This is a genomic window from Acidovorax facilis (genome assembly GCF_023913775.1).
GTDB classification, from domain to species: domain Bacteria; phylum Pseudomonadota; class Gammaproteobacteria; order Burkholderiales; family Burkholderiaceae_C; genus Acidovorax; species Acidovorax facilis.
Map to the genome: position 1 here is coordinate 1 of NZ_JAMXAX010000197.1, position 7,825 is coordinate 7,825.

Here is a 7,825-nt window from a genome sequence, read left to right on the forward strand (position 1 = left end):
CGGGTCTTGGGCGACTCGCAGCGGTCTCAGCCGAGTCGAAAAGGCAGACTCCGCCTCGCGCCGCCGCGAACGGCGCTGCGGGGTCGACGCAATAGACCCGCGCGGCTCAAGTCCGACGGCCTCCTAGAAAGGCCAGCTTCTCGTTCAGATCGCGTTGAATGGTGCGCAGCGTGACGGAAAACTCCTTGGCCAGTTCTTCGGGGCGTAGCCTTTTGCCTTCATTGAGTCGGCGCAGCATGCTCGTGAGCCGGAAGGCGACGGTTTGGGCGGAGGTTTTCTTGGTGCTCATATCAGCTGTTGTTCTTGGCTCTTTGGAAAGCGATGGGTGAATCGTAGGGACTCGTTTTGCCAAACCATGTCGTTTGCAGGGGCGGGTGAGAAAAAGCAGGATTTTTTTCGATCCTGTTGCACCAGGCCGCGCTTTCTACAATAGCGGCCTATGCAAGCCCTCCACTACACGCGCGCCGCGCAACTGCCCGACATCCTCGCCCAACGCATCGTCATCCTTGACGGCGCCATGGGCACCATGATCCAGCGCTTCAAGCTGGGCGAGGCGCAGTACCGGGGCGAAGGCTACAACGGCCCGGATGGGGCAGGTGACCGGTTCAAGGACTTTCCGCGTGACGTGAAGGGCAACAACGAGCTGCTCAGCATCACCCGGCCCGATGTGATCCGCGACATCCACGAGCGCTACCTGGCCGCAGGCGCCGACCTGATCGAGACCAACACCTTCGGCGCGACAACCATCGCGCAGGAGGACTACAAGATGGCCGACCTGGCGCGCGAGATGAATTTGAAATCTGCCCAGCTGGCCCGCGCCGCCTGTGACAAGTACAGCACGCCCGACAAGCCCCGCTTTGTCGCAGGCGCCCTCGGCCCCACGCCCAAGACGGCCAGCATCAGCCCCGACGTGAACGACCCCGGCGCGCGCAATGTGGACTTCGAGCAGCTGCGCGCCGCCTACTACGAGCAGGTGGAAGCGCTGGTCGAGGGCGGCTCCGACGTGCTGCTGGTCGAGACCATCTTCGACACGCTCAATGCCAAGGCAGCGCTGTTTGCCATCGACGAGTTCTTTGAAAACAGCGGCGAGCGCTTGCCGCTCATCATCAGCGGCACCGTCACCGATGCCTCGGGCCGCATCCTCTCGGGCCAGACGGTCACGGCCTTCTGGCACAGCGTGCGCCACTCGCGGCCGCTGGCCATCGGCCTGAACTGCGCCTTGGGTGCCACGCTGATGCGCCCCTACATCCAGGAGCTGAACCGCGTGGCCGAGGACACCTTCATCAGCTGCTACCCCAACGCCGGCCTGCCCAACCCCATGAGCGACACCGGCTTTGACGAAACGCCAGAAATCACCAGCCGCCTGGTGCATGAGTTCGCGGCCGAGGGGCTGGTCAACATTCTGGGCGGCTGCTGTGGCACCACGCCGGACCACATCGGCGCCATCGCCAAGGCAGTCGAGAACGTGCCCACCCGCAAGATGTTCTACCCAGCAGAAGCCTAGAGTAGCTGCCCCCCTGAGTCGCCTGCGGCGCCTTCCCCCAAGGGGGACGCCGCCAGCGCGGCGGGGCGGCCCTTGCGCGGCGGCCTTTGGTCTGGGCCGCGCCGGTTTTGCGCGCTGCGGGTTTTGCAACGCCCACCCAAGGGTGAGAGATTCGCGCTGAATGAACGGTTTGTAGGAAAATTGGCACCTGGCGCTTGATGGTCAAGCGCCAGGTGCTATCTAATTAATAGCAATTGTTGCCGCTCTGAAGTGCGGCAACGCAGTGCCGTTCCAGGCAGCCCACCATGATCGACAACGCTATCTTGCCCGCCGACACGGCACCTGCCAACGATGCTGCTCAAAAAGCCGCCGCCCACGCCGCGCTCAAGCTCGAAAAGCGCCTGGTGCGCCAGGTCGCGCAGGCCATCACTGACTTCGGCCTCATCGAAGACGGTGACAAGGTGATGGTGTGCGTGTCGGGCGGCAAGGACAGCTACGGCCTGCTCGACGTGCTGCGTTTGCTGCAGCAGCGCAACGGCCACAAGTTCGAGCTGATCGCCGTCAACCTCGACCAGAAGCAGCCCGGCTTTCCGGCCCATGTGCTGCCCGACTACCTCGCGAAGGTGGGCGTGCCCTTTCATATCGAAACGCAGGACACCTACAGCGTCGTCAAAGAGCACATCCCCGAGGGCAAGACCATGTGCAGCCTGTGCAGCCGCCTGCGCCGGGGCATTCTGTACCGCGTGGCCGACGAGCTGGGCTGCACCAAAATTGCACTCGGCCACCACCGTGACGACATGCTGCAGACCTTCTTTTTGAACATGTTCTTTGGCGGCAAGCTCAAGGGCATGCCGCCCAAGGTGCAGAGCGACCGGGGCGACCACCTCATCATCCGCCCGCTGGCCTACGTGGCCGAGGACGACCTGGCACGCTGGGCGCAGATCCAGCAATTCCCCATCATCCCCTGCACGCTGTGCGGCAGCCAGGAGAACCTGCAGCGCAAGCAGATCGGCCAGATGCTGCGCGACTGGCAGCAGCTGTACCCCGGCCGCATCGAGAACATGGCCGTGGCGCTGCGCAACCTGGTGCCCTCGCACTTCATGGACCCGCGCCAGTTCGACTTCAAGGGGTTGGTACCCAACGGCGTGGCCGACGCTGATGGTGACAAGGCCTTTGACGCCGAAGAACTGCCTGCGCAGGCCGTGGGCATGCTCGCGGGCCTGCCCCTGATGCCCCGCTGAACCCGACCCCCGACGATTTTTAGATTGGGCCACCCAATGACCACCCTCAAAGCCCCCGAACTGCTCTTGCCCGCCGGCTCACTCGACAAGATGCGCGCCGCCTACGACTTTGGTGCCGACGCCGTGTACGCAGGCCAGCCGCGCTACAGCCTGCGCGCGCGCAACAACGAGTTCCGCCTGGAGCAGATCAAGCAAGGCATTGACGAGGCCCACGCACGCGGCAAGAAGTTCTTTGTGACCAGCAACCTGATTGCGCACAACGACAAGATCCGCACCTACCTGCGCGACATCGAGCCCGTGATCGACTGCAAGCCGGATGCCCTCATCATGGCCGACGCGGGCCTGATCATGATGGTCAAGGAAAAATGGCCCGAGCAGGTGGTGCACCTCTCGGTGCAGGCCAACACCACCAACTGGGCGGCGGTGAAGTTCTGGCAGAAGATGGGTGTGGAGCGCATCATCCTCTCGCGCGAACTCAGCCTGGACGAGATCGAAAAAATCCGCCAGGAATGCCCCGACATGGAGCTGGAAGTGTTCGTGCACGGCGCGCTGTGCATTGCGTACTCGGGCCGCTGCCTGCTCAGCGGCTACTTCAACCACCGCGACCCCAACCAGGGCACCTGCACCAACGCCTGCCGCTGGAACTACGCCACGCACGACGCCGACATCGACCCCACCACGGGCGAAGCCATTGCGCAGAAGATGGAAGGCGACTTCAACTTCGAGGCCGCGCAGCAGAAGGCCGAACAATCGTTTGCATCGACCACCGGCAACGGCGAGCGCCACCCCAAGGCCGACAAGGTCTACCTGATCGAAGAGGCCGGCCGCCCCGGGCAGATGATGCCCATCATGGAAGACGAGCACGGCACGTACATCATGAACAGCAAGGACCTGCGCGCGGTGGAGCACGTGGCGCGCCTGGCGCAGATCGGCGTGGACTCGCTCAAGATCGAAGGCCGCACCAAGAGCCTGTACTACGTGGCCCGCACCGCCCAGGTCTACCGCCGCGCCATCGACGACGCCGTGGCGGGCCGCCCCTTCAACCCCGAGCTGCTGATCGAGCTGGAGGGCCTGTCCAACCGCGGCTACACCGGCGGCCTGCTGGAGCGCCGCCCTAGCAACGACTACCAGAACTACATCAACGGCCACTCGGCCACGCAGCGCAGCCAGTATGTGGGTGAGGTGTTGGGTGCTGAGGGGCAGGCCGATGTGGGGCTGTCAGGAGACTGGGTACAGGTCGAAACCAAGAACCACTTTGCCGTGGGCGACCTGATCGAGGTGGTGCACCCCAGCGGCAACATCACCGTGCGGCTGCACGAAATGCGCAACGTGGAAGGCCAGCCAGTGCAGGTCGCCCAGGGCAGCCCCGTGCGCGTGTGGATTCCACTGCCTGCGCGCTACAGTGGCGCGCTGCTGGCGCGGGTGGTGGAGGCGGAGCCTGCTTTGGCCGCGTGAGCGGTGGGTCCGTCACTCTCCTTCGAGCGCACGGTCAGTGGCCTCTACGAGGCCCTTCAGGAACCGAATCGCTTTCTCCAAGTCGTCGCGTTTGACCAGGTGTGGCGCTGGCGCTCCAGTGGAAACCGGTTTCGAGCGATGGACCGCATCACCCCGGCGGCCGATGAGTTCATCGAGCGTTTTCTTTGCGGTAGCCGGATCGTAGTGCAGCCACTTCCAGCCAGCGCAGACATCGACTTGCAAATAGTCGAGGAACAGTTTGCGCGTCTTCTCTGAATTTGGGTTGTGGAAGCGCTTCAATTCCTCATTGAGCTTGTTGTTGACAAAGGTGCCGATTGGGCTGCCGTTCACCGCCTTGAGCCTCGCGGCTACAGCCTCGATCGCTCTATCTTCAACGTACGTCTCCCACGCTGTGAGAGCCATGACAAGGCCCGCCCGTTTTAAGACTTCGGCAGTTTCCGCGTTCTGCTTATGAAGGGTGTCGAAATGAGCAAGAAGCGTATTTGCGTCTTCGATTGAGCTTAGGAAAATATTTGAGGCGCGGGACATATCGGGTGTTGTACTGTGATGCCTGAATATATGTAGTCGCACCCAATGCTATGCGGCCATCAATGGTCCTCGATGCGGTATGTAGCAATAGCGCGAGATGGTAGGTGAGTTTCAGCGAAAGTCGGCAGACCAGACGATCTGCCACTGTCATCCCCAAACAGAAATCACGCACTCAATAAACGCACGACAAGGATGCGCGCTGTTTGCAAACACATCCGCTCTGACCAATACTCCCAGCGGCCCCACCCTCTGCGGTTTCCACGATAGAACCGACAGATCCTTGCGCTCTACCAAGGGCCGTAAAAGACTCGCTGGCACGCAGACCAGCATGTCGCTTTCCGCCAGCATCGCATAGATGATTTCCGTCGAGCGGCTCGACACCCTGCACAGCTGTGGCACCCCGCCCAGATCGTCAAAAAGGCTATCCACCTGTTGAGGCCCCAGCCCCGTGAGCGGCGGGGCCAGCCAGCGTTGTGACAGCAGTTCATCGCCCGTGACGATTGCCTGTTGCGCCAAAGGGTGCTCAGGGCGGCAAGCGATGACGAATTCATCCGGCAGCGCGGCGTGAAACTGGAACCCCTGCGGCAGCGGGGTCGGTTCGCGGCAGATCGCCAGGTCCAGGGTTCCTTCCTGGATGCTCTCCAGCAGGTTGTCGATGGTGACTTCGTGAACATCGATGGCGGCGCTCGGGTGCAGGGCGCAGTAGGCCGGAATGGCGGCCGTCAGCAACCCGTTGATGCCCGCCGCGATGCTGCCGATGCGGATCAGCGCGGACGCTGCCCCTTGCTGCATCAGCGCCGCGTTGCCAGCAGCCGCTTGCAGGGGCACCAGCGAAGCGCGCAGCAGTGGCAGAACCGCCTCACCCAGGCGGGTCAAGCGCATGCCCTTGGCGTGCCTTTCAAAGAGGGCGCCGCCCATAGAACTCTCCAGCTCCGCCAGCGCATGCGTCGCTGCGGGCTGGCTCAGGCCAATGGCAGAGGCCGCGCGGTGCAGGCTTTGCAGGTCGGCAATCGCAATCGCCAACTGCAGGTGCTTGAGGCGCACACGGCCCAGGATGCGATTGAACAGGACGGAGGGCGTCAGGTCTGGCATGGGGTATTCAAAATTTGAATCTTGTTGAAAAAGAAGCATTGGCCCTGTGGTGACTGCTGTGCAACGATCGCGTGCCTTCGGGTGGACGCAAGCCTGCCCGGGTTCATTCAACTAACGAATCTTATTCCCGCAGATGCGCAAGCTAGTGCGCAGGAACTCAGGAGACAAAACCCATGCCGTCATTGCAGCGCCCCACCTTGGGCGAGATCACCTCGCGCCCGTCCCGTTTCCTCATCGCCCCGGTGATGGCCGCCATCTTCGCCATGGGCCATGCCCACGCGGCCGATACCCTCGACACCGCGTGCAAGACCACGGCCGAGTGCCAGGCGCAGGTGGCCAAGATCCAGGGGGTGGTCAAAGGGGACGCCACCAGCGCGCTGTCCAAGTCGCAAGACACGTTCTACTGGTTCGGTCGCATCAACATGGCATCGACGGTGGTAAATGCCGAGCAGGGCGTCATCCCCAAGGCCCAGGCGGGTCGCATCGCGCGCGGTGTTGATCTGTCGATCACCCAGGCCACCACACCCGGTGGCAAGCGCCCCACCGACGTGCTGCAGGTCGAAAAAATTATCACGGATGCAGTGGGCCCGGAGGCAACGCTGATCCACACCGGGCGCAGCCGCCAGGACATCCACTCCACCCTGAATGCCGCGCAGTTGCGTCTGGAAATGCTGGACTTTGCCGATGCGCTGGACCAGGTGCGCGCACGGCTCATCACCACGGCGCAGGCACACACCGCCACCTATGTGCCCGCCTACACCAACGGCGTGCAGGCTATGCCCATCAGCTACGGGCACTACCTCATGGCCTGGGCCGACTCGTTCGCGCGCGACTCGGCGCGCATTCGCGAGGCCTATGCCCGCATCAACCTCAGCCCCATGGGCACGGCGGTGCTGTCCAACTCCAGCTGGGGCATCAACCGCGAGCGCTTGGCGCAGTTGCTGGGGTTCGACGGGCTCATCGTGAATTCGCTGGATGCAGGGCAGATCAGCACCTACGACATTCCCATCGAGGCCACGTCCATCGCCAGCTCCACCGCCATCCGCGTGGGGGCCTTCATGCAGGATGTGCACACCCAGTACCACCAGACGCGGCCTTGGCTGCTGCTGGCCAGCGGCAAGACCTACACCAGCAGCGCCATGCCGCAAAAGGCCAACCCCGGCATCATCCAGAACACGCGAGCCAAGGCCAGCGATGTGGTGGCCTCAGCCCAGGCGTCACTGTGGCGGGCGCATAACGTCACGCCCGGCATGATCGACTACAAGAACACCTGGAGCCCGACCAGCGCCAAGACCTTTGTGCAGGGCGTGGAGATGCTGCAGCAGTTTGCCGATGTGCTGGACTCATTGCGCATCGACCCCGCACGCGCGTTGGACGAACTCGAATCCGAGTGGACCACTTCGATGGAGCTGGCTGAAGCGCTGCAGCGCAGCCATGGTGTGCCGTTCCGCGTGGGTCACCACTTTGCGTCGGACGTGGTGGTGTTTGCCAAGGAGCGCAACATTCGCCCCAAGGATTTCCCGTACGCCGAAGCCGTGCGCATCTACCGCGAAGCGGGCAAGAAATACGACCTCAAGGACCAGCGCCTGCCGCTGGGTGAAGCCGCATTCCGCCGCGCTTTGTCGCCTGCAGACATGGTGACCACCCGCACCGGCACAGGCGGGCCGCAGCCGCAGGAGGTCACGCGCATGGCGACCGTTGCCAAGGACACCCTGGCCAAAGACCGCGTGTGGTCGGGCGAAGCGCGGCAGCGGCTGCTGGCGGCTGAGGCAGCCTTGAATGCGGCGTTTGAGGGTGTGAAGTCGTTGCCTTGAGTGTGGGCTCGCGGGCTGTGTGCTTCAGACAGGCCGAAGGGCCCGACCGGAGTGGGTCTCCCGGGCGGGCGATACTGACGCCCATCGCGAAGGGAGTCAACACACATGAGCACGACATCGAAAGCCCAGCAACGCTTCCGAGTTCCCGCCGCGTTAGCGGTCGCCATAGCGGCTGCGGCGGTTGCCGCGCT

At 63.4% G+C, this 7,825-nt stretch carries 7 protein-coding genes; 4 read left to right on the top strand and 3 right to left on the bottom strand.

What is annotated here, in order from left to right; all coding sequences use genetic code 11:
• Nucleotides 1-106: 106 nt before the first annotated feature.
• A complete protein-coding gene (locus tag NFX52_RS28570) occupies nucleotides 107-289 on the bottom strand; it encodes an HTH domain-containing protein (RefSeq protein WP_055398800.1) in 183 nt (60 codons plus the stop codon).
• Between the two features lie 150 nt (nucleotides 290-439).
• Between NFX52_RS28570 and NFX52_RS28575 the strand changes: the two genes are divergently transcribed.
• The 3 genes from NFX52_RS28575 (at nucleotide 440) to trhP (ending at nucleotide 4,179) form a co-directional block, all read left to right on the top strand.
• Complete coding sequence (locus tag NFX52_RS28575) at nucleotides 440-1,504, top strand: homocysteine S-methyltransferase family protein (protein ID WP_055398798.1); 1,065 nt, start codon at nucleotides 440-442, stop codon at nucleotides 1,502-1,504.
• Between the two features lie 284 nt (nucleotides 1,505-1,788).
• Nucleotides 1,789-2,724 (top strand): tRNA 2-thiocytidine(32) synthetase TtcA, encoded by a 936-nt coding sequence (gene ttcA, locus NFX52_RS28580; protein ID WP_055398795.1) that lies wholly within the window; start codon nucleotides 1,789-1,791, stop codon nucleotides 2,722-2,724.
• 36 nt (nucleotides 2,725-2,760) lie between these two features.
• Nucleotides 2,761-4,179, top strand: coding sequence for a prephenate-dependent tRNA uridine(34) hydroxylase TrhP (gene trhP, locus NFX52_RS28585; protein ID WP_055398793.1), 1,419 nt, complete (start codon nucleotides 2,761-2,763; stop codon nucleotides 4,177-4,179).
• A gap of 12 nt (nucleotides 4,180-4,191) precedes the next feature.
• On the opposite strand, the gene NFX52_RS28590 is transcribed toward trhP, so the two are convergent.
• Both NFX52_RS28590 and NFX52_RS28595 read right to left on the bottom strand, forming a co-directional pair.
• The gene (locus NFX52_RS28590; RefSeq protein ID WP_055398790.1) at nucleotides 4,192-4,728 is read right to left on the bottom strand and encodes a HEPN domain-containing protein; all 537 of its coding nucleotides are present in this window, start codon (nucleotides 4,726-4,728) and stop codon (nucleotides 4,192-4,194) included.
• Between the two features lie 147 nt (nucleotides 4,729-4,875).
• Nucleotides 4,876-5,820, bottom strand: coding sequence for a LysR family transcriptional regulator (locus NFX52_RS28595; RefSeq protein WP_238385637.1), 945 nt, complete (start codon nucleotides 5,818-5,820; stop codon nucleotides 4,876-4,878).
• 173 nt (nucleotides 5,821-5,993) lie between these two features.
• Between NFX52_RS28595 and NFX52_RS28600 the strand changes: the two genes are divergently transcribed.
• Nucleotides 5,994-7,634, top strand: coding sequence for an argininosuccinate lyase (locus NFX52_RS28600; protein WP_082437475.1), 1,641 nt, complete (start codon nucleotides 5,994-5,996; stop codon nucleotides 7,632-7,634).
• Nucleotides 7,635-7,825: the final 191 nt, after the last annotated feature.

Excerpts from the sequence above, each read along its gene's own strand:
- NFX52_RS28570 (WP_055398800.1), bottom strand. The coding sequence starts at position 289 with ATGAGCACCAAGAAAACCTCCGCCCAAACCGTCGCCTTCCGGCTCACG.
- NFX52_RS28575 (WP_055398798.1), top strand. The coding sequence starts at position 440 with ATGCAAGCCCTCCACTACACGCGCGCCGCGCAACTGCCCGACATCCTC.
- ttcA (WP_055398795.1), top strand. The coding sequence starts at position 1,789 with ATGATCGACAACGCTATCTTGCCCGCCGACACGGCACCTGCCAACGAT.
- trhP (WP_055398793.1), top strand. The coding sequence starts at position 2,761 with ATGACCACCCTCAAAGCCCCCGAACTGCTCTTGCCCGCCGGCTCACTC.
- NFX52_RS28590 (WP_055398790.1), bottom strand. The coding sequence starts at position 4,728 with ATGTCCCGCGCCTCAAATATTTTCCTAAGCTCAATCGAAGACGCAAAT.
- NFX52_RS28595 (WP_238385637.1), bottom strand. The coding sequence starts at position 5,820 with ATGCCAGACCTGACGCCCTCCGTCCTGTTCAATCGCATCCTGGGCCGT.
- NFX52_RS28600 (WP_082437475.1), top strand. The coding sequence starts at position 5,994 with ATGCCGTCATTGCAGCGCCCCACCTTGGGCGAGATCACCTCGCGCCCG.